At 32.8% G+C, this 24663-nt stretch carries 26 protein-coding genes; 13 read left to right on the top strand and 13 right to left on the bottom strand.

Features of this window, described 5'->3' with window-relative positions; genetic code table 11:
* Positions 1-78: 78 nt before the first annotated feature.
* Positions 79-1833 (bottom strand): aspartate--tRNA ligase, encoded by a 1755-nt coding sequence (aspS, locus tag LG649_RS13250; RefSeq protein WP_226544301.1) that lies wholly within the window; start codon positions 1831-1833, stop codon positions 79-81.
* A 284-nt stretch (positions 1834-2117) separates the two neighbouring features.
* On the opposite strand from aspS, the gene LG649_RS13245 reads away from it, so the two are divergent.
* Entirely contained in the window at positions 2118-5003 is a 2886-nt protein-coding gene (locus tag LG649_RS13245) for a TonB-dependent receptor (RefSeq protein ID WP_226544300.1), read from the top strand.
* Positions 5004-5076: 73 nt separating this feature from the next.
* Here LG649_RS13245 and LG649_RS13240 read toward each other — a convergent pair whose 3' ends face one another.
* From LG649_RS13240 to LG649_RS13225, 4 genes are all read right to left on the bottom strand, one after another.
* A complete protein-coding gene (locus tag LG649_RS13240; RefSeq protein ID WP_226544299.1) occupies positions 5077-5790 on the bottom strand; it encodes a zinc metallopeptidase in 714 nt (237 codons plus the stop codon).
* 146 nt (positions 5791-5936) lie between these two features.
* Complete coding sequence (gene ald, locus LG649_RS13235; protein ID WP_226544298.1) at positions 5937-7037, bottom strand: alanine dehydrogenase; 1101 nt, start codon at positions 7035-7037, stop codon at positions 5937-5939.
* A gap of 170 nt (positions 7038-7207) precedes the next feature.
* Entirely contained in the window at positions 7208-7459 is a 252-nt protein-coding gene (locus tag LG649_RS13230; protein ID WP_226544297.1) for a SemiSWEET family sugar transporter, read from the bottom strand.
* Positions 7460-7627: 168 nt separating this feature from the next.
* Positions 7628-10645: a leucine--tRNA ligase gene (locus LG649_RS13225; protein WP_226544296.1), complete on the bottom strand. Its 3018-nt coding sequence runs from the start codon at positions 10643-10645 to the stop codon at positions 7628-7630.
* 157 nt (positions 10646-10802) lie between these two features.
* Here LG649_RS13225 and LG649_RS13220 point away from each other — a divergent pair, with 157 nt between their 5' ends.
* The 6 genes from LG649_RS13220 (at position 10803) to LG649_RS13195 (ending at position 15255) form a co-directional block, all read left to right on the top strand.
* A complete protein-coding gene (locus tag LG649_RS13220) occupies positions 10803-11729 on the top strand; it encodes a DMT family transporter (RefSeq protein ID WP_226544295.1) in 927 nt (308 codons plus the stop codon).
* An 88-nt stretch (positions 11730-11817) separates the two neighbouring features.
* The gene (locus LG649_RS13215; protein WP_226544294.1) at positions 11818-12696 is read left to right on the top strand and encodes a cell division protein FtsX; all 879 of its coding nucleotides are present in this window, start codon (positions 11818-11820) and stop codon (positions 12694-12696) included.
* Between the two features lie 36 nt (positions 12697-12732).
* Positions 12733-12987 carry a DUF3098 domain-containing protein gene (locus tag LG649_RS13210; RefSeq protein ID WP_226544293.1) on the top strand — a complete coding sequence of 85 codons (255 nt, stop codon included), beginning with the start codon at positions 12733-12735 and terminating at the stop codon, positions 12985-12987.
* The gene (locus tag LG649_RS13205; protein ID WP_226544292.1) at positions 12987-13781 is read left to right on the top strand and encodes an undecaprenyl-diphosphate phosphatase; all 795 of its coding nucleotides are present in this window, start codon (positions 12987-12989) and stop codon (positions 13779-13781) included. Before LG649_RS13210 ends, LG649_RS13205 begins: the two co-directional genes overlap by 1 nt.
* 1 nt (position 13782) lies before the next feature.
* Positions 13783-14475: a tRNA pseudouridine(55) synthase TruB gene (truB, locus tag LG649_RS13200; protein ID WP_226544291.1), complete on the top strand. Its 693-nt coding sequence runs from the start codon at positions 13783-13785 to the stop codon at positions 14473-14475.
* Between the two features lie 63 nt (positions 14476-14538).
* Positions 14539-15255: a hypothetical protein gene (locus LG649_RS13195; RefSeq protein WP_226544290.1), complete on the top strand. Its 717-nt coding sequence runs from the start codon at positions 14539-14541 to the stop codon at positions 15253-15255.
* Here LG649_RS13195 and LG649_RS13190 read toward each other — a convergent pair.
* Positions 15242-15865 (bottom strand): thioredoxin family protein, encoded by a 624-nt coding sequence (locus LG649_RS13190; protein ID WP_226544289.1) that lies wholly within the window; start codon positions 15863-15865, stop codon positions 15242-15244. The two genes, LG649_RS13195 and LG649_RS13190, sit on opposite strands and share 14 nt — an antisense overlap.
* Before the next feature lie 99 nt (positions 15866-15964).
* Here LG649_RS13190 and LG649_RS13185 point away from each other — a divergent pair, with 99 nt between their 5' ends.
* From LG649_RS13185 to LG649_RS13175, 3 genes are read left to right on the top strand one after another with little or no spacing between them, the layout of a single operon-like run.
* Positions 15965-16531 (top strand): DNA-3-methyladenine glycosylase I, encoded by a 567-nt coding sequence (locus tag LG649_RS13185; protein WP_226544288.1) that lies wholly within the window; start codon positions 15965-15967, stop codon positions 16529-16531.
* The gene (locus LG649_RS13180; RefSeq protein WP_226544287.1) at positions 16521-17096 is read left to right on the top strand and encodes a hypothetical protein; all 576 of its coding nucleotides are present in this window, start codon (positions 16521-16523) and stop codon (positions 17094-17096) included. The genes LG649_RS13185 and LG649_RS13180 overlap by 11 nt, the downstream gene beginning before the upstream one ends.
* Positions 17044-17760, top strand: coding sequence for a DUF2490 domain-containing protein (locus LG649_RS13175; RefSeq protein WP_226544286.1), 717 nt, complete (start codon positions 17044-17046; stop codon positions 17758-17760). Before LG649_RS13180 ends, LG649_RS13175 begins: the two co-directional genes overlap by 53 nt.
* A 64-nt stretch (positions 17761-17824) precedes the next feature.
* Here the strand turns inward: LG649_RS13175 and arsB are convergent, their stop codons facing one another.
* From arsB to LG649_RS13160, 3 genes are all read right to left on the bottom strand, one after another.
* Entirely contained in the window at positions 17825-18853 is a 1029-nt protein-coding gene (gene arsB, locus LG649_RS13170) for an ACR3 family arsenite efflux transporter (RefSeq protein ID WP_226544285.1), read from the bottom strand.
* Between the two features lie 82 nt (positions 18854-18935).
* The gene (gene aat, locus LG649_RS13165; RefSeq protein WP_226544284.1) at positions 18936-19568 is read right to left on the bottom strand and encodes a leucyl/phenylalanyl-tRNA--protein transferase; all 633 of its coding nucleotides are present in this window, start codon (positions 19566-19568) and stop codon (positions 18936-18938) included.
* A 92-nt stretch (positions 19569-19660) separates the two neighbouring features.
* Complete coding sequence (locus tag LG649_RS13160; protein ID WP_226544283.1) at positions 19661-20038, bottom strand: DUF3127 domain-containing protein; 378 nt, start codon at positions 20036-20038, stop codon at positions 19661-19663.
* A gap of 223 nt (positions 20039-20261) precedes the next feature.
* Here LG649_RS13160 and LG649_RS13155 point away from each other — a divergent pair, with 223 nt between their 5' ends.
* Both LG649_RS13155 and LG649_RS13150 read left to right on the top strand, forming a co-directional pair.
* Positions 20262-21416 (top strand): sensor histidine kinase, encoded by a 1155-nt coding sequence (locus tag LG649_RS13155; RefSeq protein WP_226544282.1) that lies wholly within the window; start codon positions 20262-20264, stop codon positions 21414-21416.
* A gap of 2 nt (positions 21417-21418) precedes the next feature.
* Positions 21419-21763 (top strand): hypothetical protein, encoded by a 345-nt coding sequence (locus LG649_RS13150; protein WP_226544281.1) that lies wholly within the window; start codon positions 21419-21421, stop codon positions 21761-21763.
* On the opposite strand, the gene LG649_RS13145 is transcribed toward LG649_RS13150, so the two are convergent.
* The 3 genes from LG649_RS13145 to greA all read right to left on the bottom strand — a co-directional run bounded on the left by LG649_RS13145 (position 21752) and on the right by greA (position 22971).
* A complete protein-coding gene (locus LG649_RS13145) occupies positions 21752-21970 on the bottom strand; it encodes a hypothetical protein (RefSeq protein WP_226544280.1) in 219 nt (72 codons plus the stop codon). The genes LG649_RS13150 and LG649_RS13145 overlap by 12 nt on opposite strands.
* Before the next feature lie 45 nt (positions 21971-22015).
* On the bottom strand, positions 22016-22405 hold the full coding sequence (locus tag LG649_RS13140) for an HIT family protein (protein WP_226544279.1): 390 nt from the start codon (positions 22403-22405) through the stop codon (positions 22016-22018).
* 92 nt (positions 22406-22497) lie between these two features.
* A complete protein-coding gene (greA, locus tag LG649_RS13135) occupies positions 22498-22971 on the bottom strand; it encodes a transcription elongation factor GreA (protein ID WP_226544278.1) in 474 nt (157 codons plus the stop codon).
* A 190-nt stretch (positions 22972-23161) separates the two neighbouring features.
* Here greA and LG649_RS13130 point away from each other — a divergent pair, with 190 nt between their 5' ends.
* Entirely contained in the window at positions 23162-23596 is a 435-nt protein-coding gene (locus tag LG649_RS13130; RefSeq protein ID WP_226544277.1) for a hypothetical protein, read from the top strand.
* Here LG649_RS13130 and moeB read toward each other — a convergent pair.
* Positions 23593-24654 carry a HesA/MoeB/ThiF family protein gene (moeB, locus tag LG649_RS13125; protein WP_226544276.1) on the bottom strand — a complete coding sequence of 354 codons (1062 nt, stop codon included), beginning with the start codon at positions 24652-24654 and terminating at the stop codon, positions 23593-23595. The two genes, LG649_RS13130 and moeB, sit on opposite strands and share 4 nt — an antisense overlap.
* Between the last annotated feature and the right edge of the window lie 9 nt (positions 24655-24663).

Raw genomic sequence — 24663 nt, 5'->3', positions numbered from 1 at the left:
TTTTAATTTTTTTCAGTTTGTTTTTTCTGTACCAATTAAAAGTAATAAAAAATCCTGCATTTGCAGGATTTTTTAAAATTATGATTTTAAATTAAGTTTTAAGCTTAATTCTGTGAGTTGCTCATCGTCAATTGGTGCAGGTGCATCAATCATAACATCGCGACCTGCGTTATTTTTAGGGAATGCAATATAATCGCGAATGGTTTCTTGGCCGCCAAGAATTGCTACCAATCTATCTAACCCAAAAGCTAAACCACCATGCGGAGGAGCGCCATATTGAAAAGCATCCATTAAAAAGCCAAATTGTGCTTTAGCTTCATCTTCTGTAAATCCTAAATAATCGAACATTAAGGCTTGCGTTTCTTTATCGTGAATACGAATAGAACCGCCACCAATTTCGTTACCATTTAAAACTAAATCGTAAGCATTTGCTTTAACCGCACCCGGATCTGTTTTTAATAATTCAATTTGGCCTGGCTTTGGCGATGTAAATGGGTGGTGCATGGCGTGGTAACGCTCGGTGTCTTCGTCCCATTCTAAAAGCGGGAAATCAATAACCCAAAGTGGCGCAAATTCGTTTGGTTTACGCAAACCTAAACGCTCTGCAAGTTCCATGCGTAAGGCACTTAATTGTGCACGTACTTTGTTTGTGTCGCCAGAAAGCACACAAATTAAATCGCCTGGTTTTGCACCTGTAACTTCGGCCCATTTAGCTAAATCGTCTTGATCGTAGAATTTATCTACAGACGATTTAAAGCTTCCATCATCATTATATCTACAATAAACCATACCTAAAGCTCCAACTTGCGGACGCTTTACCCAGCTTATTAATTTATCAATTTCTTTTCTGGTATAACTATTTCCACCAGGAACTGCAATACCAACAACTAATTCGGCATTATTAAAAACCCCAAAATCTTTATGCTGAGCTACTTGGTTTAACTCACCAAACTGCATACCAAAGCGAATGTCTGGTTTGTCGTTTCCGTATAAACGCATGGCATCATCGTAAAGCATTCTTGGAAATTTATCGACTTCAACACCATTAATTTCTTTAAGTAAATGGCGTGTTAAACCTTCAAAGGTATTTAAAATATCTTCTTGCTCAATAAAAGCCATTTCACAATCAATTTGTGTAAATTCTGGCTGTCTATCGGCTCGTAAATCTTCATCTCTAAAACATTTTACAATCTGGAAATATTTATCCATACCACCAACCATAAGCAATTGCTTAAATGTTTGTGGCGATTGTGGTAAGGCGTAAAATTGCCCTTCATTCATACGACTTGGTACTACGAAATCGCGAGCACCTTCTGGCGTAGATTTTATTAAATATGGCGTTTCAACCTCAATAAAACTGGCATTAGACAGGTAATTACGAACTTCTTGAGTTACTTTATGCCTAAAAATTAAGCTGTTTTTTACTGGATTTCTTCTAATATCTAAATAACGATATTTCATACGAATATCTTCGCCACCATCTGTTTTATCTTCAATAGTAAACGGTGGAAGTTTAGCTTTGTTTAAGATAGTAAGGTCCGAAACAAGCACCTCAATATCACCCGTTGGAATATTTGGATTTTTAGAAGCACGCTCTTGTACTTTTCCCTTAACTTGAATTACAAATTCACGTCCAAGCTTTTGGGCGGTTTCCAAAACTTTTTTATCGGTTTGCTCTTCATCAAAATATAATTGAGTTATCCCGTAACGGTCTCGCAAATCTACGTAAACCATAAACCCCTTATCTCTAACACCTTGCACCCAACCTGCTAAGGTTATTTCTGTATTTGTATGTGATGCTCTTAATTCACCACAGTTATGACTTCTGTACATATCGAAATTTTAATCGTGCAAATTTAATAAATACTAAATAGTATTAGTTTTATTAATTGTCTTTTTTGATAAAACATAAAAATTGCTTTAAGTTATTTTTATTAAACGTATAAAATACGTTTAATTTTTATATGAATATTTAAAATCACACCCATAAACCAATTAAAAAATTATGTATTTATCAATTAAAACTTAATAAGACTAAAAATTCAATTGTTGTATTTTCTTATTATATTTTTATAAATCATTATCTTAGAAGAAATTAACTTAAAATAAAACTAAACATGAAACAATTTTTACAATTAAAACCCATTATGGCGTTTCTATTTTTTCTAAGCACAAGTGCCATTATTGCTCAAGAGGTAACCGGAACTGTTAAGGATGAAACCGGACCATTACCTGGTGTATCGGTAGTTGTTAAAGGAACAACCACAGGAACAACTACAGATTTTGATGGAAATTATACTGTTACAGCCAATAATGGCGATGTACTTATATTTTCGTATGTTGGATACGATACTCTAGAAATTACAGTTACAGGAACAACATTAAATGTCTCTTTAAAATCTGGTGTTGCATTAGATGAAGTTATTCTAGTAGGTTCTAGAAACCCAGCAAGAACAGCAACAGACACACCTGTTCCTGTTGATGTTATTGACATTTCTGAATTAACTTCTGCTGGACCTCAAGTAAATTTAAATCAAATTTTAAACTTTGTAGCCCCTTCTTTCACATCAAATACACAAACCATTTCAGATGGCACAGACCACATTGACCCTGCTTCGCTAAGAGGCTTAGGTCCAGACCAAGTTTTAGTTTTAATTAATGGTAAAAGAAGACACAACTCATCACTTGTTAATGTTAATGGTACTTTTGGTAGAGGTAGTGTTGGTACCGATTTAAATGCTATTCCTTCTGGAGCAATAAAACGCTTAGAGGTTTTACGTGATGGTGCCGCAGCACAATACGGATCGGATGCTATTGCTGGTGTAATCAATATTGTATTAGATAGTAGTGTTAGCGAACTTACTTTAAACATGACTACCGGAGCCAACTTTTCAAAAAACGCCAACGGGCAAACTGGTGGTGTTGATGGCGAAACCATTAATATAAGCGCTAACTATGGTATTCCTCTTGGTAAAAATGGGGGTTTTATTAATCTAACTGGAGATTTCGATTTTAGAGATTCATACAACCGAATGAAAGAATGGGAAGGCGATGTGTTTAATTTATATAATACTGTGGAGCGTTTTGCAAATGCAGACGGATATGATATCGCAAATTTATTAGACGATGATGTTGATGATGTTATACAATACGGAAACGAAGCAGGATTAGGCTTAAGCCAAACCGCAACAAAAGAAGAATTACAAGCTATTTTAAGCGCAGATAATACCGAAGCAGAGTTAGCTGCTAGAGGTTTACAACGAAGTGATTTTAATATGCGTGTTGGACAAAGCGAAGTGAGGGGTGGCCGCTTTTTTGGTAACTTCTCTTTACCTGTAGACGACCAAGGTACAGAATTATACTCTTTTGCTGGTATTAGCTCAAGAAAAGGAAACTCAGCAGGATTCTATAGATTACCAAACCAAAGTAGAACCTACACCCCTGCATATATGAATGGTTTTTTGCCTGAAATAAACTCAACCATTACAGATCAGTCTTTTGCTTTTGGTATAAAGGGAAAAATAAATGATTGGAATGTAGATTTAAGTAATACTTGGGGTAAAAACGAATTTTTGTACGTTATTGGAAACACCTACAACGCTTCCATGCAAAACGCGTCGCCATTTACTTTTGATGCTGGCGGATTTAGTTTTGCACAAAACACCGTTAATTTAGATATTAATAAATTTCACGATGATGTATTAAACGGATTAAACATAGCTTTTGGTGCGGAATATAGATTAGAAACCTATGAAATTTATGCTGGTGAAGAAGCTTCTTATGGACAATATACTGCAGACGGCGAATTAATAACTACATCAACACAAGTGGCTGCTCAAGATTTCTTTGGTGAATCTAGACCTGGAGGCTCACAAGTATTTCCTGGATTTAGGCCTACTAACGAATTATCTAGAGACAGAAATAGTGTTGCCGGTTATTTTGATTTAGAAGCCGATTTTTCTGAAGCATTTTTAGCAAGTTTTGCTACACGCTACGAAAATTATTCAGATTTTGGATCGACTATCAACTTTAAGCTAGCTACTAGATATAAAGCAAGTGATAATGTAAACATTAGAGCCGCAGTAAACACTGGCTTTAGAGCACCTTCACTTCATCAATTAAACTACAACTCGGTTTCTACTATTTTTGTTGATGGTATTGCACAAGAAGTAGGCACCTTTTCAAACGACAGTAAAGTAGCAACATTATTAGGCATTCCTGCACTTAAAGAAGAAACCTCAAAAAGTGCTAGTGTAGGTATTACTGCAAAAATTCCAGATGCTAACTTAAGCATTACTGCAGATGCTTATTTTGTTGCTATAGATGATCGTGTTGTTTACACAGGAACTTTTGAACCACAAACTGATGATAACGGCGATTATATAGACGATGCTAACGAAGAATTAGCCAGCTTATTAACACAAGCTAACGCATCGGGAGCTGCGTTTTTTGCGAATGCCATCGATACAGAATCTAAAGGTTTAGATATCGTAATTACTCACAAAGCTAATATTGGCACAAACGGAAGATTGGTAACCGATTTATCTGGTACTTTTTCTAAAACCATACGTGTTGGTGACATAAAAGCTTCTGATGTATTAGAAGAGGCTGGTTTGGTAGAAACTTATTTTGACGAGTCTAGTAGAATTTATTTAGAAGAAGCTGTACCTAGAACAAAAGTAAATTTAACTAACAATTACACCGTTAATAAATTTAATATGTTTTTACGCAATGTGTATTTTGGCCCTGTTTCTGAAGCCACTAATACAGTAGCCAATCAGCAAGAGTTTTCATCTAAAATAGTAACCGATTTATCTTTTGGTTACCAAGCTACAGATGCCCTAACACTTACCATTGGAGCTAATAATTTATTTGACATCTATCCAGATAGAGCTATTGAAGCTAATAGAAGTAGTGGGCGTTTCGACTGGTCCAGAAGGTCTCAACAATTTGGCATTGGTGGACGTTTCTTATTTGCCAGACTAAGTTTTAAACTAAAATAAACACATTCAAAATACTATAAACAAAGCCAGAGCTATGCTCTGGCTTTGTTATTTTTTTATTGATATTTAATTACTAATCGCGACCTCCAAAAACTTGAAGCGCCCAGTATAATAACGAAGCAATAGCACCAATTGCAGCAACTAAATAAGTTCTTGCAGCCCATTTTAAAGCATCAGCAGAACCTACATACTCATCTGGTGTTACCATATTTTTATTTTTTAACCAAGCCAAAGCACGGTTACTTGCATCGTACTCTACAGGTAAAGTAATAACACTAAATAATGTTGCAAAAGCCATCATTACCAATCCAGCTATAGCTACCCACTGCCCTAATCCACCAATAGCGTTTGATGCCATTAAAGCAATACCACCAAAAACAACCCATTGCGACATGCTTGATGTAACCTGAACAACGGGCACTAATTTAGAACGCATTGTTAACCACTGATAAGCTTGCGCATGCTGAACAGCATGACCAACTTCGTGAGCTGCAACAGCAGCAGCAGCAGCATTTCGTTGATTATAAACAACCTCACTTAAATTAACCGTTTTATTTTTAGGGTTATAATGGTCTGTTAATTGCCCTCGTGTTGATATAACCTCAACATCTCTTATACCATGATCTGACAACATTTTTGTTGCAATTTCGGCACCACTCATACCGTTACGTAAATGAACCTGAGAGTATTTTTTAAATTTTCTTTTTAATTGATTACTAACCAACCAACTCACAAGAGAGATAGCCCCCATTAAAATGTAGTAACCCATATATCCTGTACCAATCATTATTTTAATATTTTTAGTTTAACGATTTAAATATAACAAAAATAAAGCCAATGTTGTTAAAATGATATTCTGTCAGTATATAAATAAAAAAAACGGAAAATAGCATTGTGTATTTTCCGTTTTTACATATCACTCTTAAGTAAAACCTAAGCTTTTTCAAACTCTAAGTCAAAAGCTTCAGCTATTTCTTTATAAACAATTTTTCCGTTTACAATATTTAATCCTTTTTGTAAGGCTTTATTATTTTCGCATGCCTTTTCCCAACCATCATTTGCCAATTTAATAACATAAGGTAATGTTACGTTAGTTAAAGCCATTGTAGAGGTATAAGGTACTGCTCCTGGCATATTGGCTACACTGTAATGTACAACCTCATCTATTACGTAAGTAGGATCTTGGTGAGTTGTAGGCTTGGTAGTTTCAAAACAACCACCTTGATCTACGGCCACATCAACCATTACAGCTCCTGGTTTCATTTCTTTAAGCATATCTCTAGTAATAAGCTTAGGTGCTTTTGCTCCTTTAATTAAAACCCCACCAATAATTAAATCGGCATCTTTAATATGCTTTCTTATATTGTATTCGCTAGAAAACTCACTAATAACATTATTTGGCATAGAATCACTTACATACCTAAGTGCTTTCATGTTAATATCCATAATAGTTACTTGCGCTCCTAAACCGGAAGCCATTTTAGCCGCTTGATACCCTACTATACCAGCTCCTAAAACTAGAACTTTTGCTGGCGGAACACCTGGTACGCCTCCCAACAAGATGCCACGACCTTTAATTGGTTTTTCTAAATATTTAGCCCCTTGTTGCACAGACATTCTTCCTGCAACTTCAGACATTGGAATTAACAACGGTAACGAGCCATCTTCCGCCTCAACAGTTTCGTAAGCAATACAAACTGCTTTACTTTCTATCATTGCATTTGTTAAAGGTTCGCTAGATGCGAAATGGAAATAAGTAAACACAGTGTGGTGTTCTTTTATTAAACCATATTCTTCGGCTATAGGTTCTTTAACCTTAACAATCATTTCTGCTGTAGCGTAAACATCTTCTATGGTATCTAGAATAGTTGCTCCGGCATCAATGTAATCTTCATCTAAAAAACCACTATTAAATCCTGCATTTTTTTGCACATAAACCGTATGGTTTCTTTTAGTTAGTTCAAAAACCCCAGAAGGCGTCATACCTACACGGTTTTCGTTGTTTTTAATTTCTATTGGAACACCAATTTTCATCAATAATTAATTTAGATTATTTTATTAAAGCAATTTACAACGAATTAATTATATATTGTAATGTAAAAAATGGAAAACCTCATTTTTATTAAAATAAAAAAAATAAAAACAGAATTTTAGTAACTTTAAAAATTACAATAATTAATACTAGAAAAATTTAAAAAAACAGGCTATTTTTTTGCGTATTTAATTTTGAAGTAAACTAACATAAACGCCGAAATTACCGTTATGCTATTAGCCACAATCATTGATGGGCTGTTTATACTAATACCATAAATTAGCCACAATATAATACCCACAAAAAACATGGTTAACATGGGCATAGATAAACTTGTAACATCTTTAGTTTTCCAAGTTTGATACACTTGTGGCAAAAAGGCAGCAGTAGTTAAAAATGCGGCAACAAAACCTACAATTTCCATAATAAAAATGGTATAATTTAAATAAAAATTTGGGCGTTACACCTCCTAAGGTCGGCGTCGGGCTTTACGCTATATCTTTTTTCTCATACTTCAAAAAAAGGATGCCGCTTCAATCCCTAACGCAACGTGCAACTCCCAAATAACATATAGTTTAAAAGAAAACTAAATTTAACCTACAATATTTACAATTTTTCCTGGCACTACAATCACTTTTTTAGGCGTTCTGCCTGCTAATTGTTCTTGTGTTTTTTCGTGCGCCATTACGGTTTTTTCAATGTCATCTTTACTCATATCCATTGGTAATTCTAGCGTAAAACGCATTTTACCGTTAAACGAAATAGGGTAATTTTTACTGCTTTCAATTAAATGACTTTCATCGAACACAGGAAACAGTACTGTAGAAATAGACTCGCTATTTCCTAACTGGCTCCAAAGCTCTTCGGCAATGTGTGGCGCATAAGGCGAAATTAAAACCAATAAAGGCTCTAAAATAGCTTTGCTTGTACATTTTTGTTGGGTTAACTCGTTAACAGCAATCATAAATGTAGACACCGAAGTATTAAAAGAGAAATTCTCAATATCTTCCTGTACCTTTTTTATGGTTTTATGTAACGTTTTTAAGTTGTCTTTGGTTGGTTCTGCGTCGGTAACTTTTAGTCCGTTATCGTCTGCATACAACTTCCAAAGTTTCTTTAAGAAATTGTGCACACCCGTAATACCAGCAGTATTCCAAGGTTTGTATTGCTCTAAAGGCCCTAAAAACATTTCGTATAAACGTAAACTATCGGCGCCGTAATCTTTTACAATATCGTCTGGGTTTACAACGTTGTATTTTGATTTCGACATTTTTTCGACTTCACGACCAACTTTGTAAATGCCATCTTCTAAAATAAATTCGGCATCTTTATATTCTGCGCGCCAGTTTTTAAAAGCTTCAACATCTAACTCATCAGAAGCATTTACAAAAGACACATCAGCATGTAACTTTTGCCATTCAATAACTAATGCTTCTAAATCTAGATTATCTGTATTATATTTTTCATATAAAGCCTTTAATTCTAAAAATTTATCATTAGAAAAATTAGATTTTTTTTCAATCGTAAAATATTTTTCAATTAAATCTTTTGAATGAAACGTACTTGGTAATCTGTTAATTAATTCTTCGTATTTTTCTTTGTTACTTTCTTGCTCCTCATTTGAAATAATAAAATGAGGAACTGCTCTATAAACAAAAGCACTAGTTCCCAAAATCATACCTTGGTTAATCAGTTTTTTTGCAAATTCAGCAACCGGCACAAATCCTTTATCAAATAAAAATTTCTGCCAAAAACGAGCGTATAATAAGTGGCCAGTGGCATGCTCGCTTCCGCCAATGTATAAATCAACTTCTTTCCAATAATTTAAGGCTTCTTTACTTGCAAAGGCTTCTATATTACCAGCATCCATGTATCGGTTAAAATACCATGAACTTCCTGCCCAACCTGGCATGGTATTAAGCTCTAAAGGAAACACCGTTGTATTATTTATTTTGCTATTTTCTACAACCGAATTGGTTTCTGTACACCAAGCCCAAACGTTGGCATTTCCTAATGGTGGCTCGCCTGTTTCGGTTGGTAAATATTTTTCAACTTCTGGTAATTGTATTGGTAAATGTTTGGCATCAATCATTTGCGGCATACCGTCTACATAATACACAGGGAATGGCTCACCCCAATAACGCTGACGACTAAATACAGCATCACGTAAACGGTAATTGGTTTTGCCTTGACCATGCCCAATTTGCTCTAATTCGTAAATGGCATGTTTTGTGGCTTTTTTATAGTTCATTCCGTTAAGGAAATCGCTATTGGCAATTTTTACATTGTCTTTTGATGCGTAAGCTTCTTCGCTAATATCTACACCATCAAAAATATTTATAATGTCAATATTAAAATGCTTTGCAAAATCGTAATCGCGTTGGTCGCCACAAGGCACTGCCATAACAGCTCCTGTACCGTAACCGGCAAGCACATAATCGCCAATCCAGATTGGAATAGGGGCTTTGGTAAACGGATGCTCTGCATAAGCACCAGTAAATGCACCCGAAATGGTTTTAACATCTGCCATACGTTCGCGCTCGCTACGTTTTGCGGTGGCTTCAATATAGGCTTCAACCTCAGCTTTTTGTTCTGGTGTTGTAATTTGTAATACTAAATCGTGTTCTGGTGCCAATGTCATGAAACTTACACCAAAAATGGTATCGGGACGCGTGGTGAATACTTCAATTTGAGGCTTCTCGACTACGCTCGAAATGACAGCATCATTAGGAATAACATTAAAAGTTACCGATGCACCAACCGATTTACCAATCCAGTTACGTTGGCTTTCTTTAAGCGAATCTGTCCAATCGATAGTTTCTAGACCTTGTAATAAACGTTCGGCATAAGCAGAAATACGCATGCTCCATTGGGTCATTTTTTTACGCACCACAGGATGCCCACCACGTTCTGAAACGCCATTTACAATTTCGTCGTTGGCTAAAACAGTTCCTAAAGCCGGACACCAGTTTACTTCGGTTTCGGCTAAATAGGTTAAACGATACCCAAGTAAAATTTCTTGTTGTTTTTTGCTTGAAAAAGCATTCCACTCTTCAGCAGAAAAAACAGTTATATCTTCATCGGCAACAGCGTTTACATTGGCGTTACCTTCGTTTTCAAAAACTTTAATTAATTCTGAAATGTCTTCAGCTTTATTAGCATCTACATTATACCATGAATTAAATAATTGTATAAAAATCCATTGTGTCCATTTGTAATATTCTGGATTACTCGTACGTACTTCTCTGCTCCAATCAAAAGAAAATCCTATTTGATCTAATTGACGGCGATATGTTTTTATGTTGGCTTCGGTAGTTAATGCCGGATGTTGGCCTGTTTGAATAGCATACTGTTCTGCTGGCAAACCAAACGAATCGTAACCTTGCGGATGTAAAACATTAAACCCTTGGTGACGTTTGTAACGTGCATAAATATCGGATGCAATATAACCCAACGGATGCCCAACATGTAAACCTGCACCACTTGGGTAAGGAAACATATCTAAAACATAATATTTTGGTTTATCGCTATTATTTTCAGCTTTAAACGTTTGGTTTTCGGCCCAATATTTTTGCCATTTGGCATCAATGTCGTTGAAATTGTATTTCATCCTGTTTATTTCTACATTTTTTGAAAGCGCAAATTTACGTTTTAAAACGAAAAAGAGCCAATTAATACGAACACATTTACATAAAGCAAATTTTAATGCTATAAAAACAAGGCTTTATTATAGCAATTTGTAATTTCGCTGCATAAAACGTAATATATTGTTTAATAAAAATACTCAAGCTCATTTAGCTGTTTTTGGTGCAAATGCCATTTATGGAGCTAATTACATTATTGCCAAAGGTGTTATGCCTGATAAAATTATGCCAACTGCATTTGTTTTTATTAGGCTAGCTAGTTGCACCTTTTTATTTTGGCTACTCAAACTATTATTTGTTAAAGAACGTGTTGAAAAAAAAGATTTTATAAAACTTTTTTTATGCAGTCTTTTTGGTGGTGCTTTAAACCAAATGCTGTTTTTTCATGGGATTAATTTAACATCTCCTATTGATGCTTCTATTATACAAACTGCAACCCCTGTTTTAGTTTTAGTTTTCAGTTTATTCATTTTAAAAGAAAAAATTACATTAAACAAAATATTAGGCATTACAATTGCCGGAATTGGAGCTGTTACCTTAATTCTTTATGGTAATAATGCACAAGGGAATAGTTCGTTTTTAGGTAATTTACTAATTTTTGGTAACGCGTGTAGTTATGGCTTATACTTGGTTATAGCAAAAACTGTGATGAAAAAATATCATGCCATTACCGTTTCAAGTTGGATATTTTTAATAGGCTTTATTATTTCGCTGCCATTTAATGTTAATGCTTTTTTAGAAACAAACTTTAGTGGTTTTACTACACATACCGTTTTAACCATTGGTTATGTCGTTTTATTTACTACGTTTTTTGCTTATTTATTTAACATATTTGCTTTAAAACATTTAGCACCTTCGGTTACAAGCAGCTATGTATATTTACAACCTGTAGTTAGCTTTATTATTGTTAGCATTTTGGCTTACGTTTTTATGCAAAGCGAATATGCGAAAGATATAAACCCTATTAAAATTTTTAGTTGTTTGTTAGTTGCTGCCGGAGTTTATATAGTTAGCAAACCTAAAAAAATAAAACAGGCTAAAACAAAATAACCGCATTATCGTTTTTATTGAAAAGCGTAATTTTAAACACTTTGTGTTGTTTAGTTTTATATTTTTACGTGATTAATTTATTCATTATATGAGTTCATCGTTTGAAAAACATCAAAAACGTCGTTTAATTTCATCTTACTTTTCGGTAGTATTAAGTATTGCCTTAGTTTTATTTTTAGTAGGATTGTTGGGCTTATTGGTGTTGAATGCTAAAAAAGTTTCCGACCATTTTAAGGAACAAGTGGTTGTTACTATTTATCTAAAAGACAATGCTAAAGAAGTTGAAACCAAACAACTTGAAAAAAGTTTGGCTATGGCCGAGTATGTTAAACACACAGAATACGTATCGAAAGAACAAGCGGCAGAATTTATGAAAGCCCAAAACGGCGAAGATTTTATGGATTTTGTTGGCTACAACCCATTACAAAACTCTATTGATGTTTATCTGAAAGCAGATTTTGTTACTACCGAACATCTTGAAAAAATATCAAACGAAGCCTTGACCAAAGATTTTGTTGATGAAGTAAGCTACGACAACGATTTGGTGAAACTTATGAATAACAACGTTAAAAAAATAAGCTTTTGGGTGCTTTTAATTAGTGGTATTTTTACTGTTATAGCGGTACTATTAATTAATAGTTCCATTCGCCTTTCTGTTTACTCAAAACGTTTCACCATAAAAACCATGCAAATGGTTGGTGCTACAAAACAATTTATTCGCAAACCTTTTGTTTGGAAAAGCATTCGTTTGGGAATGATTGGTGCTTTAATAGCATTAATAGGAATGGCTATAGTATTGTATTACCTTAACAAAACCTTTGCTGAGTTACAACTTTTAAGTAACTCCATTTTAATAGGTTTACTATTTCTATTTATTTTTGCCCTAGGTGTTGTTATTACTTGGATAAGCACCCATTTTGCAACACAACGTTTTTTAAACTTAAAAACCGACCAACTATACTACTAAAAAATAATTGCTTTTATTTGTAAAAAATTAAAAATTATGGGAGAACAAAAACGAAAAGAAAGCAAAAAACCAGCTTTTGTTTTTGGCAAAAAAAACTATAAATTTATGTTTATTGGTTTAGCTGTTATAGCTTTAGGTTTTATTTTAATGTCTGGCGGCGGCAGTGACGACCCTAATGTTTTTAACCCTGAAATTTTTAACTGGAGACGTATTCGTTTGGCACCTATGCTAGTTCTTATTGGTTTTGGTCTTGAGGTCTATGCTATTCTTTTAAATCCTGAGGAAAACTAATGAATATAATTGATGCTATAATTCTTGGAATTATTCAAGGGCTTACCGAATTTTTACCAGTATCATCTAGTGGCCATTTAGAATTAGGCAAAGCCATTTTAGGTGATAATTCTGTTCCAGAAGAAAGTTTACTATTTACTGTCGTTCTTCATTTTGCAACCGCATTAAGTACTATAGTTGTATTCAGAAAAGATATTTTAGATTTAATTAAAGGCGCCTTAAAGTTTAAATGGAACGACGATTTACAATTTATAGTTAAAATTGGAATTTCAATGATTCCAGCTGTTATAGTTGGATTATTTTTTGAAGAACAACTTGAAGCCTTATTTGGAGGAAACATTTTACTTGTTGGCTGTATGCTTATTGTTACTGCCTTATTATTATTTTTAGCTGACAAAGCTAAAGACACCAACAAAAAAGTAACGTTTGCAAATGCTTTTGTAATAGGTATTTCGCAAGCTATTGCCATGTTGCCTGGTATTTCACGTTCTGGATCAACTATTTCTACATCAGTTTTATTAGGAAACGATAAAACCAAAGCTGCGCGCTTTTCATTTTTAATGGTTGTACCTTTAATTTTTGGTAAAATGGCTAAAGATGTTTTAAGTGGCGATATTTCTTTAGAAAGTCAAAATTTCACTGCGCTTTCTATTGGCTTTGTTGCGGCATTTGTGGCAGGACTATTTGCTTGTACCTGGATGATTGCATTAGTTAAAAAAAGTAAACTATCTTACTTTGCTATTTACTGTGCTGTAGTTGGTGTTATTGCTATTGCAGTTGCCTTATTTAATTAATATGAAAACTGCAGAAGATTATCTAACTGGGCAAGTTTTACTTATAGATAAACCCTTAAACTGGACATCGTTTCAGGCTGTAAATAAACTACGCTGGGAAATACGTCAAGCCTTCAATATTAAAAAAATAAAAGTTGGGCATGCAGGTACGCTCGATCCTTTAGCCACTGGGCTTTTAATTATTTGTACGGGTAAAAAAACCAAAGAAATTAATACATTTCAGGCTCAAGTTAAAGAATACACAGGAACCATTGTTTTAGGGAGTACAACACCTTCTTTTGATTTAGAAACCGAAATAAATGAAACATTTCCAACAGATCATATTACAGAAGAATTAATACATCAAACCACTAAACAATTTATTGGAGATATTGAACAGTTTCCTCCAGTTTTTTCTGCAGTAAAAAAAGATGGCAAACGTTTATACGAATTTGCAAGAGCTGGTGAAGCCGTTGAAATTAAACCAAGAACCATCAATATTTCTGAATTTGAAATTACTTCCATCGAAAATTTAAATGTTAATTTTAGAGTTGTTTGTAGTAAAGGCACATACATACGTTCTTTAGCAAACGATTTTGGAAAAGCACTACAATCAGGCGCACATTTATCGGCTTTACGACGCACTAAAATTGGAGATTTTAATGTAACTAATGCATTAGGCATTGAAACCTTTATAAACACCCTAAAAGCCTGATATCGGCTAATTTCCATAATTTTACGTATATTGCGAGAACCTATTTATATTTTTAATTAAGATTTGACTCTCACAGATCAACATAAAGCCCTTATAATCACATTTTTACTTTCAGGAGTAGTTGTGTTCTGTACTTTTATTTTTGGTTTAAAACAACAAGAATTATATACTGCAGAAAGTTATTACGAACTAGAACCAGAGGAATACTTACCTGAAGATGTTAATCAAGAAATTAAAGCTTTAGAAGAATCTTCTAAAAACTCAGAAGCAGAAACTAATAACGCTTTTAACGAGGCAAAACAAAACGAACATTTCGCTCAAGCCTTTAAAACTATTGCTCCGCCAGAAGATTATGTTCCCGATCTTGAAGGTTTCGATGCAGGACCTAACACGTCAAAACTAAAGTATTCTCAAAAAGAAGCTAAATCATTAAATAAAGATGAATTAGATAAGTTTAGTAAAGTTAACGAGCTACTAAAAAAACAACAAGACAAGAATAATAATGCAAAAAGTACTATTAGCTTTTCATTAAAAGATAGATCGCGAGTTCACATACCTATACCTGTTTATTTATGTGAAGAAAATGGAAAAATAGTTGTTAATATTACGGTTAACGGCGAAGGCCATGTAACCGATACTTACATAAATAACTCATCTACCTCAGAAAATCAATGTCTAAAAGAAAAAGCTCTAGAATACGCAAAGCAATCTGTTTTTAGTGCAGATGCTAGTAAACAAACTCAAATAGGAACTATCACTTTTAATTTTATTGGGAAATAGTAGTAGATTCTGTTAATGATTTTAAAACGTCAATAAAATCATTAATTATATTTTGCCCTTTATTTTTATTGTACCAATATTGTAAATCTTCTTTAAATTCTGGCGTTAACTTACCATGTTCTGCTTTATAAGCTTCAACCATTTTAGTTGCTTCACTTGGCCTTGGGCCAAAAGTATTTAGCACTTCACCTGTTTCATCATCAATAAATAATATTTTAGGTATAGCACGTCCACCATTAGTTAAATACGCATCTATAAGCTCTAAATTTTCATCTCTTAAAACAAGTTTTAAATTAATTTTATCATTTAATTCTGCCACTTTATTTATAACTGGTAAAACATGAGCAGCATCGCCACACCAAGTTTCTGTTATAGCTAATAAAGTAATTGGCCTTTTACTAGATGCAATGATTTGTTGCTGTAAATCGTTTACTTTTATAGTTTTATCCCAACGTTTCATGCGCCTATCATTAAGCTTAGTGTAATTTATAAGCGCTTCGGTTTGTTGTGGTCCTGTGGTAGCATTATTTAAAACAAGGTTTTTTGATAAATCTCTGTAATCGCCGTAAGAAATACCTCGTTTTAAACTTTCTGATATAATAGAATTCATAATACTTTGGGTGTAAAATTCTTTTTCAAATTTAAGGCATCAATCTTTTTAATACCCTGATATTTGTCATAAATTTACTTAAAACCTTACAACTAAATTATGCAAACTAAACATAGATGTGGCTGGTGCGAAGGCGACACACTTTATGAAGCTTATCATGACAAAGAATGGGGTGTTCCTGTTTACGATGATGATACTTTATTTGAATTTTTAGTTTTAGAAACCTTTCAAGCAGGACTAAGTTGGATAACCATTTTAAAAAAACGTGAAAATTTTAGGGTTGCCTTCAATAATTTTAATTATGAAGAAATTGCAAAATATAAGCAGAATAAAATTGATGATTTACTACAAAACCCAGGTATTATAAGAAATAAACTAAAAGTAAAAGCTACAGTTACTAACGCCCAAGCTTTTATAAAAATTCAAGAAGAATTTGGCACATTTAGTAAATATATTTGGACATTTGTTGATGGAAAACCAATAAAAAACCATATAAATTACTACAAAGATGTACCAGCAAATACCACTTTGAGTGATGTTTTAAGTAAAGATTTAAAAAAACGCGGTTTTAAATTTGTAGGTTCAACAGTGGTTTATGCCTTTATGCAAGCCACCGGAATGGTTAACGATCACGAAATTAATTGTTTTAGATATCATGAAGTATAACATTATAATTTTATTATTTTGGTCTTGCTTATTACAAGCTCAAACAAAAAATGAAAAAGAAGAACGCATTCCTGATTTTCAATTTCCTAAACCTGCCTATAATTATTTTAATAACACTAAAAAACCATTAAAAAGACTAAAATTTTTTAAAGAAATTGATGGTAAAAACAAAAGTTATGAAGCTAAATTTAAGTATAACAAATTGCATTATAGCGTAGAGTTTGACACCTTAGGCAAACTTGAAGATATTGAAATTATTATAAAACAAAAACATATTCCTGAAGGCGCTTTACAACAGATTACAACTTACTTTAAAACAAATTTTGACAAATATAGTTTTATAAAAATACAAGAACAATACATTAACAAAACGACTAAAACAGATACAGATTTTATTAATTATATTCTTGAAAATCCGATTGGAAAACACACCCATTTTGAAATTATTGCAGAAATAAAATCTGAAAAAGACCGTTTATTCAAAGAATTTACTTTTAAATTTACAGGCGAATTTGAAAAATCAAGACCGATATCTTCATCGTCGTACGAGCATGCGTTATTTTAAACCTTTATTATTTCTTTTACTTTTCTTTTGTTTATCGGTTTCTGGCCAAAACAATTTAACCTTAATGGGCGAATCGTCTATTTCTGTTAGCCATAAGGCTACAAAAAATTATAGTGTAAACTTTGCTGCACGTTCACGCTATTTTTTAAATCCGGATGATAGTTTTGGATACAAACAGCAGCAAATGGATGTCTATCATTTTTCAACTTTTAAATTAAATATTAATCACGATTTAAGTTTAGGAATTTATTACCGAAACAGAGATTTATTTAACACAGGAAGTGGCGAAGTTAGATTTACCCAACAATTTAACTACAAAAAACAAAGGCACAGTTTTAGATTTGGCCACAGAGTACGGGCTGAACAGCGTATTTTAGACACAAAAACTATTTTTAGGCAACGCTATAGGTTTGCCGTAGACTTCCCTTTAAATGGTGAAAAATTAGATGTTGGTGAACCTTATTTATTTTGTGCTTTAGAAGGACTCTGGAGCTTTAGCAAAAAAGACACTCCTGAATTTGATGAACGAACTATGACTCAAATAGGATGGCAAATTTCGGAAACTTTAAAACTTCAAACAGGTTTAGAATATAGGTTGGAAGCTTTTAATGTACTTGCTAAACATAGCCTTTACTTATTAACTTCAGCTGTATTAAAATTGTAAATTTAAAGACCCAAGCATCTACTAAATAACACACAAGGGTCTTAAAGCAATTTACACTAAATTTTTAAGCAAAATATTTTTTCTTTAACCAGAAAGATACTTTTACAAGTAATATTAAAGCTGGAACCTCTACTAATGGCCCTATAACTCCTGTAAAAGCTTGACCAGAATTTAAACCAAAAACAGCTATAGCTACTGCAATAGCCAACTCAAAATTATTGCCTGCTGCTGTAAAGGCTACGGCTGCAGTTTTATCGTATTCTGCACCCATTGCTTTTGTAAAAAAGAACCCAACAATAAACATTAAACCAAAATAAATTAAAAGTGGTACAGCAATTATTAATACATCCATTGGTATTTCAACTATAAGTTCTCCTTTAAGAGAAAACATAATAATAATTGTAAACAGAAGTGCTATTAAGGTTAATGGAGAAATAGTGGGTATAAACTTTTTTGTATACCAATCTTCTCCCTTTAATTTTACCAAAATTAAACGACTTAAAATACCCATTAAAAATGGTAAACCTAAATAAATAGCAACACTTTCGGCTATGGTTGCTATTGATATGTCTACAATAGCTCCTTCAAAACCAAAAAGCGGAGGTAATTTGGTAATAAATAACCATGCATAAAAGCTATAACCAAATACCTGAAAAATACTATTCAATGCTACTAAACCTGCTCCGTACTCACTGCTTCCCTCTGCTAAATCGTTCCACACTAAAACCATGGCTATACAACGAGCTAAACCAATTAAAATAAGACCAACCATATACTCTGGATAATCTCTTAAAAAAGTAATAGCTAGAACAAACATAAGAACTGGCCCAACAACCCAGTTTAAAAGTAGTGATATTGAAAGAATTTTTGTGTTACTAAAAACCTTAGGCAACAAGGCATAGTTAACTTTAGCTAACGGTGGGTACATCATCAATATTAAACCTATTGCGATAGGAATATTGGTTGTACCTCGATTAAAAGAATTAATAAAATTTGGAAAGTTTGGAAAAAAATAACCTAAACCAACTCCAAGAGCCATAGCTATAAATATCCAAAGCGTTAAATTCTTATCTAAAAAACTTAATTTTTTCATGGTTCTAGTATAATTATTATTTTAATATTGCAATATTACGATAATAAATTTTAGACACCAAGAGATATCTGTTTATTTAAGGTTAAATCTTTTTTAAAAAATTTAAAAATTGGTCTCTTGCTATATTTTCGGCGCCTAAACTCTCCAAATGTATTGTATGCACTTGGCAGTCTATAAGTTTATAATCATTATTTTTCACAAAAGTTATAAAACCCACTTTACTCGCATTACTAACCTTAGCAAACATACTTTCCCCACAAAATACTCCGTTATGCAAATCTATACCATAAAATCCTCCTACCAATAAATCGTTTTGCCAAACCTCAACCGATATAGCGTAACCAAGTTTATGCAACTCTGTGTAAGCTTTAATCATGCTATTAGTTATCCATGTTCCGTCTTGGTCTTTTCGCTTTTGTTTTGCACAAGCCAAAATAACATCTTTGAAAGCTTTATTTTTAGTTACTTTAAACATGTTTTTTCTTATAACCTGTCGCATACTCTTAGATACTTTAATCTTCTCTGGAAACAATACAAATCGAGGATCTGGTGACCACCATAAAATTGGTTCTGCATCAAACCAAGGAAAAATACCGGAGCGGTATGCCAATAATAATCGGTTAACAGATAAATCGCCACCTACTGCCAATAAACCGTCTGTTATTGCTTCAGAAGTGTTTGGAAACCATAAATGTTCTGTTAATCTGTGAACCATAAACTATTGTATTAAATATTAAAATAAAAAACCTTTCAATTGTAAACTGAAAGGTTTTTATATTATGAAATCCTGAAAAATTCAGGGTATTGTTAAAATGGTAAATCGTCATGATCATCTTCATTTAAATCACCAGCAGGTTCAAATGCATCAGCAGGTGGCACTGGTGGTAAATTTTCTCCTCCAGCTTCGCCTTGAACTGCTTCAATTCTCCATCCTTGAATCGAATTAAAGTACTTAGTTTCTCCTTGTGGGTTTACCCATTCTCTACCTCTTAAATTAATATTAATTTTAACCTGTTGCCCAACTTTATAGTTGTTTAACAAATCGGTTTTATCTTGAACAAACTCCACCATAATATGTTGTGGATATTGTTCTTCTGTAGTTACAACTATTTCTCTTTTTCTAAAACCGTTGTTACCAAATGTTTGAGTTTCTCCAATTGCTTTTACTCTTCCTTGAACTTCCATATATCTCTATTTATTGCTTATGTAATAACTTTAATATTTTTGTGATATTTTATACAAACACCATATTAGCAACAAGTTAATGCTTTTTTATGTAATTGTTTGCATGCTCTTATCTGGGTACAAATGTAACCAATCTATACTGCAACTAAAAACCGATTTACTAACAACTTAAACAATAATATTAACAGAATTGCATTATATTACCGAACAAATTTTTTTGTTAATGATTTTAAGTAAGCATAGCAATTTATTTCGCTGGGTTATTATTCTCGCTTCTTTTGCCATAGTGTCTCTTATTTTGTGGAAAACATTTGAGTTTTTTCAACATTTTAAAGAAGAAGAGCGTATTAAAATGGAAAATTGGTCGTTTGCTCAAACCGATTTGCTAAAAACTACCAATTTAGAAATGGATTTAGGCAACTTACCGCTAAAGGTAATTACCAGCAATAAAACCACTCCTATGATTATGGTTGCCGAAGATGGCAACTACGATTTTAACAATATAGACGAAAATAGAATTAATGATTCTATAGCTGTAAAAAAGCTTATTGCTAAATTTCAAGAAGAAAATAAACCCATAAAAGTAAAATTAGATGGAAAAGTAATTAGCACCATTTACTACGGAAACTCACCACTTTTAAATAAGCTAAAATATTACCCTTTAGCTCTATTTTTAATTATATTTTTATTCGCTGCCGTCATTTATTTCTTTTACCGAAGTAGTAAAATTGCCACCCAAAACAAACTATGGTCGGGTATGGCTAAAGAAACAGCACACCAAATAGGTACACCACTATCATCTTTAATTGGTTGGACAGAAATTTTAAAGACAGAAAATACCAACCCTGATTATATTGTTGAAATTGAAAAAGATATAGATCGTTTACAAACCATAACCGAGCGTTTTAGCAAAATAGGTTCGGTTCCCGTTTTAGAAGCTTCTAATATTATTGAGGAAACTTTAACCTCCTTTGATTACCTAAAAACAAGAGCATCAAAACTCATTGAATTTGAAATAAAGATCCCAAACGAAGAAATTATCGTAAATCTTAATAAACAACTTTATAGTTGGGTTATTGAGAATTTAGTAAAAAATGCCATTGATGCCATGAAAGGCCGAGGCAAACTTATGGTTGCCATTTCGCACATAGAAAACGATATAAAAATTAACGTTACCGATACCGGAAAAGGTATTGCTAAAAAAGATTTTAATAAAATTTTTGAACCCGGGTTTACCACTAAAAAACGTGGTTGGGGTTTGGGTTTATCGCTTACAAGGCGTATTATTGAAGATTTTCATAATGGAAAAATAAAGGTTTTACATTCTGAAATAGGTAAAGGAACCACTATTCAAATTCAACTAAAACGAAAAAATTAACCATGCCAGAAACATTCATTACATTATCCGAGATTCCTTTAAAAAATAACTGTCCGGTTTGTTTTAATAATGAGGGTTTATGCTTAACATTTAAGCAAAAAATTATAGAAACTAGTTTTTATAAAAACGCTACTACAAACGTTAGTAACACTTTAACTTGTAGTAAATGCGAATCTACTATTTACCCTGTACAATGGACTGAAGATATTGAACGTGTTTTCGATTATCATAAAAAACTAAACACTCCAGATAAGGTATTAAATTACAAAAATCCGTTTTGGATTGCACTTGCCTTTATTATAATTATAATTATTGCAATTAGTGCTTACTTTAGTCTAAAAAACTAGAAGATTATTTGCTTTAAGAAGAAAAATAATTAGCACGGTTAAACCTCCACTAACATAGAGAACACCATGCCAATAATAGGTACGTGATACCCATGTTTTCCATTGTTTTTTACCGTAAATTTTCTCTGCGTAATTTCGTGTAAGTTTCCAATACAAAAACGTAATTAACAAAAAGGCCATAATAGCTATACTGATAGATAAAAACATAATAATAGTTTTTAATTTTCAATAAATTACAACTTTTTAGTTAATTTACAAATAAGACTTAATTGCCTCTGCGGCTTCTTTAAACTGTTCGGTTGTTAAGTTTTCTTTTTTAGTGAATTTGGCATCATCCATAGCATTTAAAGGAATTAAATGTACATGTGCATGGGGCACCTCTAAACCAATTACGGTTAACCCTACACGATTACAAGGTATAGCTTTTTCTATGGCTTTTGCTACTTTTCTTGAAAAGGCCATTAAACCATTAAATGTGGCTTCATCTAAATCAAATAATTTATCAACCTCTTTTTTTGGAATACAAAGTGTATGCCCTTTTGCATTGGGGTTAATATCTAAAAAAGCAAAAAAATCGTCTGTTTCGGCAATTTTGTAACACGGTATTTCTCCATTAATAATTTTTGTGAATATTGTAGCCATTTACATTGAGGGGTTTAAGCATATTTGTAAATATAAAAAAGATTCTTAACCTCGAAGACTAAGAATCTTTTTTATTATTTTTTAGTTTGATGTTATCTAGAAATTTCTACGATATCAAATTTCATAATACCACTTGGTACTTTAATTTCTGCAACATCGCCAACAGATTTACCTAATAAACCTTTACCTATTGGGGAATTAACTGAAATTTTCCCTGAAGCTAAATCTGCTTCACTTTCTGCAACCAAAGTATAAGTCATTTCCATACCATTCATTTGGTTTTTAATCTTTACAATAGATAACGCCAAAACTTTAGAGGTGTCTAACTGAGACTCGTCGATGACTCTGGCATTAGCCAAAGTTTCTTCCATTTTAGAAATTTTCATCTCTAACATACCTTGCGCTTCTTTAGCAGCATCATACTCTGCATTTTCACTTAAATCACCTTTATCTCTGGCTTCAGCAATAGCTTGCGATGCTTTAGGGCGCTCAATATCTTTAAGCTTATTAAGCTCTTCTCTTAATTTTTTTAATCCTTCAGGTGTATAATAAGATACTTTACTCATAACTTCATCGTTTTATTTATTAATAAAAGCTGAAAAATCCCGACCAATCGGGATAACATAAAAAAAATCTCGTAGAAACGAGATTGAATAACAAAAATACAAAATTTTTAATTATTTATTCATTTTTACAGTTATAACATACTTTTAATAAAAGTGTTTTATTGTAAATTGGCTCAAAATTTAAAACCACATGAAACACCTTATAACAGGTTTATTTTTTTTAATTCTTTTTAGCTGTAGCGGAAGTATTAACGAAGACGAAAATTGTAATTTTTTATTAGATATAGATGTTAATTTAACAATTAACCTTACGCTACCACAATATAGCGAGCTGTCGTTTGTAGGTAATTCTATTTATATTTCTGGTTACGGAAACGATGGCATAATAATAGCAAATACAGGTTCGGGTTACATGGCTTGGGATGCTAGCGACCCTAATTATTTACCTGAAACTTGCGGAAATATTGTTCCAAACGGCTTATTTGGTACTAGCGAGTGTGGTGATGGAAATACCTATAATTTTGTTACCGGAGAACTAAGTGGTAACGATGATGCTACATTGCAATGCGCTTTAAAAAACTATAGAATACAACAAAGTGGAAATTCTCTTTTAATTTATAATTAAATTGAAAGTCCGTTTTTTAAATTTATAAGCTTTACATTACTTGATAAAGTTTCTTGTAAAAATTGTATAGCATGTTTACTACGTGCGCCAGATTTACAATAAACAACCAGCGGTTTATTTGTGTTTATTTCTTGATATCTTTTTGGTAATTGATTTAAAGGAATATGTAACCCGCCAATATGATGCTGTTCGCGTTCCCAATTTTCACGCACATCAAGCAAGTTATAATCTATTTTATTTTTATTTAAAACACTTAAAGAAATTTCGTTTTCTGTTGAAGCTATACCACAGAAAAAATCGTAATTTTCTTCTAATGTTTTAATATTAGCGTGTTCGGTTTTATTAAACTTTAAAGTTATTTGTCGCATACTCAACACATCGAAAACCAATAATTGGTTAGCTAAAACCTCTCCTATTCCGCAAATTATTTTAATAACCTCGTTGGCTTGTAAACTGCCAATAATTCCAGGTAAAACGCCCATAACTCCAATTTCTGAACAGTTGGGAGATTCTTCAGATTTTGGTGGCGTTGGATATAAACATCGGTATGTGCCACTTCCGTTAAAATTAAAAACACTTACCTGTCCTTCAAACTTAAAAATAGAACCATAAACCAAAGGTTTGTTTGTAATTACAGCTGCATCATTAGTTAAATATCGGGTTTGGAAATTATCGCTACCATCAACAATAACATCAAATACTTTAAAAAGACTTATAGCATTTTCCTTTGTAAGTTTCTCTTTAAATACCTTAAAATTTACAAACGGATTTAACTGTTCTAAACGTTTGGCAGCAATTTCGGCCTTGGGCTTGTTAACATCGTTAACCGTATATAAAACTTGCCTTTGCAGGTTGGTTTGGTCTACAACATCATCATCAATAATTCCAATGGTGCCTATTCCTGCAGCAGTTAAATATTGTAAAATAGGGCAACCTAAACCACCAGCACCAATAACTAAAACTCTAGCTTCTTTTAATTTTAGCTGACCTGCTTCGCCAATTTCTTTTAAAATGATATGGCGATTATATTGTTTTTGCTCTTCTGGGGTTAACATCATGTTGTAAAA

The organism is Neotamlana laminarinivorans, assembly GCF_020523925.1.
Classification (GTDB): domain Bacteria; phylum Bacteroidota; class Bacteroidia; order Flavobacteriales; family Flavobacteriaceae; genus Neotamlana; species Neotamlana laminarinivorans.
The sequence above is the reverse complement of the archived record's forward strand: the minus strand, read 5'-3'. Positions and strand labels throughout refer to the sequence as shown.

Bases quoted from the DNA above. Each gene is read 5' to 3' on its own strand.
- aspS (WP_226544301.1), bottom strand. From the start codon at position 1,833: ATGTACAGAAGTCATAACTGTGGTGAATTAAGAGCATCACATACAAAT.
- LG649_RS13245 (WP_226544300.1), top strand. From the start codon at position 2,118: ATGAAACAATTTTTACAATTAAAACCCATTATGGCGTTTCTATTTTTT.
- LG649_RS13240 (WP_226544299.1), bottom strand. From the start codon at position 5,790: ATGATTGGTACAGGATATATGGGTTACTACATTTTAATGGGGGCTATC.
- ald (WP_226544298.1), bottom strand. From the start codon at position 7,037: ATGAAAATTGGTGTTCCAATAGAAATTAAAAACAACGAAAACCGTGTA.
- LG649_RS13230 (WP_226544297.1), bottom strand. From the start codon at position 7,459: ATGGAAATTGTAGGTTTTGTTGCCGCATTTTTAACTACTGCTGCCTTT.
- LG649_RS13225 (WP_226544296.1), bottom strand. From the start codon at position 10,645: ATGAAATACAATTTCAACGACATTGATGCCAAATGGCAAAAATATTGG.
- LG649_RS13215 (WP_226544294.1), top strand. From the start codon at position 11,818: ATGAGTTCATCGTTTGAAAAACATCAAAAACGTCGTTTAATTTCATCT.
- LG649_RS13210 (WP_226544293.1), top strand. From the start codon at position 12,733: ATGGGAGAACAAAAACGAAAAGAAAGCAAAAAACCAGCTTTTGTTTTT.
- LG649_RS13205 (WP_226544292.1), top strand. From the start codon at position 12,987: ATGAATATAATTGATGCTATAATTCTTGGAATTATTCAAGGGCTTACC.
- truB (WP_226544291.1), top strand. From the start codon at position 13,783: ATGAAAACTGCAGAAGATTATCTAACTGGGCAAGTTTTACTTATAGAT.
- LG649_RS13190 (WP_226544289.1), bottom strand. From the start codon at position 15,865: ATGAATTCTATTATATCAGAAAGTTTAAAACGAGGTATTTCTTACGGC.
- LG649_RS13185 (WP_226544288.1), top strand. From the start codon at position 15,965: ATGCAAACTAAACATAGATGTGGCTGGTGCGAAGGCGACACACTTTAT.
- LG649_RS13180 (WP_226544287.1), top strand. From the start codon at position 16,521: ATGAAGTATAACATTATAATTTTATTATTTTGGTCTTGCTTATTACAA.
- arsB (WP_226544285.1), bottom strand. From the start codon at position 18,853: ATGAAAAAATTAAGTTTTTTAGATAAGAATTTAACGCTTTGGATATTT.
- aat (WP_226544284.1), bottom strand. From the start codon at position 19,568: ATGGTTCACAGATTAACAGAACATTTATGGTTTCCAAACACTTCTGAA.
- LG649_RS13160 (WP_226544283.1), bottom strand. From the start codon at position 20,038: ATGGAAGTTCAAGGAAGAGTAAAAGCAATTGGAGAAACTCAAACATTT.
- LG649_RS13155 (WP_226544282.1), top strand. From the start codon at position 20,262: ATGATTTTAAGTAAGCATAGCAATTTATTTCGCTGGGTTATTATTCTC.
- LG649_RS13150 (WP_226544281.1), top strand. From the start codon at position 21,419: ATGCCAGAAACATTCATTACATTATCCGAGATTCCTTTAAAAAATAAC.
- LG649_RS13145 (WP_226544280.1), bottom strand. From the start codon at position 21,970: ATGTTTTTATCTATCAGTATAGCTATTATGGCCTTTTTGTTAATTACG.
- LG649_RS13140 (WP_226544279.1), bottom strand. From the start codon at position 22,405: ATGGCTACAATATTCACAAAAATTATTAATGGAGAAATACCGTGTTAC.
- greA (WP_226544278.1), bottom strand. From the start codon at position 22,971: ATGAGTAAAGTATCTTATTATACACCTGAAGGATTAAAAAAATTAAGA.
- LG649_RS13130 (WP_226544277.1), top strand. From the start codon at position 23,162: ATGAAACACCTTATAACAGGTTTATTTTTTTTAATTCTTTTTAGCTGT.
- moeB (WP_226544276.1), bottom strand. From the start codon at position 24,654: ATGATGTTAACCCCAGAAGAGCAAAAACAATATAATCGCCATATCATT.